This window comes from Crocosphaera chwakensis CCY0110 (assembly GCF_000169335.1).
Lineage (GTDB): Bacteria > Cyanobacteriota > Cyanobacteriia > Cyanobacteriales > Microcystaceae > Crocosphaera > Crocosphaera chwakensis.
The window spans coordinates 1-2,023 of sequence record NZ_AAXW01000136.1 but is presented as its reverse complement, the minus strand read 5'-3'; the positions used below and the strand labels follow the sequence as shown (position 1 = coordinate 2,023).

Here is a 2,023-nt window from a genome sequence, read left to right as displayed (position 1 = left end):
TCTTGTTGAACACTTTTGACTTCCCTCACTTTAGCTTTTTAAAAATGGCAATTTTGAATTTTTCTGTCTTATATTTATGATTATAATCTTCTTTATGAATATATTGTAATCATAATTAAAACTTTTTAAATATAACTAATTAAATATTTTATAACTTTATCTGGTAATAAAGCTTATTATTTTTTATGGTTTTTTCTTACTGTGACAAAAGATCCGTAAGAAAGATCCGTAAAAAAGATCCGTAAGAAAGATCCGTAAGAAAGATCCGTAAAAAAGATACTCGTAAGAGGAAAAAAAATAAGTTTTTCGAGTAATAATAACAATAAGATTTCTGACCGACAGTTTTTTAATTTTTGCTCGACATACATTATGGATGACAAACAATTCGATTTTGTCATTCAAGGGGATTTCATGTTTCAAATTTTAATTCAGCATTTTTCCTTGACCAAGAAGCAAAATCAATTGTTACTTAGACTTACTCAAGGATTATCTAAACAAGAAATTCTCTTGGATTTAGACATTTCAGAATCTAATTATAACTATTACGTTACTCAACTCAGACAATTATTTAGAGTCAATACCACGACTCAATTAGTTGCTATTGCCTTTCGTTCTGGATACATCTCTAACCTTGAATCTCGTTTATTATCGTTATGAATGATTATACTTTTAGCCCTGAGATCATTAATAAGTTAACTGCTTCTGTTAACCAGCAGTACCGAAAATTTAATCGTATCGATCCTACCATTGATAAAATAGATTTGGAACAAGAAGCTCTTATTTGGGCTTATTTACAAGGTTTATATTACACAGAAAAAGATTTTCAGTTCCCTTGGTGGTCTTTGAGAAATCATTTACATGAATATTTTAAATCTCTTCAGAAGCAACAAGGTCGTTATCTTTCTTCTAATAGCTTACCTGTTCAGCTAAAAGATTTTTTACAATCTTTTAAAAGAAAAAATTCTTCTTCTCCAACTTTAACTGAAATTCAATCTCATTTTGGACTTTCTTCTCCAAAAATTCGTCAGATTTTTTTTAAACTACATTCTAATAAAATTCCTTTACCTATCGAGGAAATTAATAAATGTTCTTCTAAAGAACTTATGAACGAGTATGATTACTTGAAGCCCGTTTTTTATAACAACTTTAAACAATTTCTCAAGTCTTTTCTTACAAACAACGAATTGCTAATTCTTAATGCTAAATACCAACTTTTTCCTGAGCTTCCTGTTTTATCTCCTAAAATGATTTCTCGTAATTACCAACAACAGCATACTAGGATTATTCGTAAAATTAGACGCAAGATGAAACAAGAAGATTGGAAAAATTAAGATACTTAAGATTTAATCAAGTTTTTCGACTCTAATTCACGATATTTCCTCGATGAAGTTATTAATTGGAAAGGGGAAGATAATAACATCGTTACTAGGGGAGTACAAGAAGCTATTAATCCTTTTATTATCAAAGGCGTAAAACCAATTACTGTCGAAGTTCCTAGTAATATTCCCACAGCTATTACTGGGACTAAGAAAAGAGTTGTCAGCCAAGGTTTATAGCCCTTTTTAGAGAATTTTGTTACCAAAGGGTTCCAAAAAGACTTATTAATTATACTCTGGAGTATGGCTAAAATCGTCCCCACACTGGCTCCGAATGTTCCCCAAAAAATAGCGGACAGTGTGGGTATCAAGATTTCTGCATTCACGTTCATAGTCCAACCAGAGAAATTATTTGCGACCATCTCCGCTCCTATTTTCGTTCCTAATATGCCTCCTATGATTCCACTCGTTATTGTTATTTTTCTCAGTTTTCTTTCTGCTAATCCTCCTATTAATCCACATATAGATGCAATGAAGATTAAGCCCACATTTTCGGTGAACATATCGGTTGCTCTTATCAGATTCCATTCCGGACTTAGTTGTGCTGGCAACCAAATCCCTCCTTTAACTAATAATCCTGAAATCACAGCAACCATCAAAGTAGTAGAAAATATTGATAGATACGGAGGAAAACGAATATTTAATTT

Annotated in this window: 3 protein-coding genes; 2 read left to right on the top strand and 1 reads right to left on the bottom strand. The window is 31.3% G+C overall.

Annotated features, from left to right (window positions below):
- Nucleotides 1-369: 369 nt before the first annotated feature.
- Nucleotides 370-657 (top strand): helix-turn-helix transcriptional regulator, encoded by a 288-nt coding sequence (locus CY0110_RS27575; RefSeq protein ID WP_008278964.1) that lies wholly within the window; start codon nucleotides 370-372, stop codon nucleotides 655-657.
- Nucleotides 654-1,331, top strand: a complete 678-nt coding sequence (locus CY0110_RS27570; RefSeq protein ID WP_008278963.1) for a hypothetical protein — start codon at nucleotides 654-656, stop codon at nucleotides 1,329-1,331. The genes CY0110_RS27575 and CY0110_RS27570 overlap by 4 nt, the downstream gene beginning before the upstream one ends.
- A 5-nt stretch (nucleotides 1,332-1,336) precedes the next feature.
- On the opposite strand, the gene CY0110_RS27565 is transcribed toward CY0110_RS27570, so the two are convergent.
- On the bottom strand, nucleotides 1,337-2,023 hold a 687-nt coding region (locus tag CY0110_RS27565), incomplete at its 5' end, for a hypothetical protein (RefSeq protein ID WP_008278962.1).

Excerpts from the sequence above, each read along its gene's own strand:
- CY0110_RS27575 (WP_008278964.1), top strand. The coding sequence starts at position 370 with ATGGATGACAAACAATTCGATTTTGTCATTCAAGGGGATTTCATGTTT.
- CY0110_RS27570 (WP_008278963.1), top strand. The coding sequence starts at position 654 with ATGAATGATTATACTTTTAGCCCTGAGATCATTAATAAGTTAACTGCT.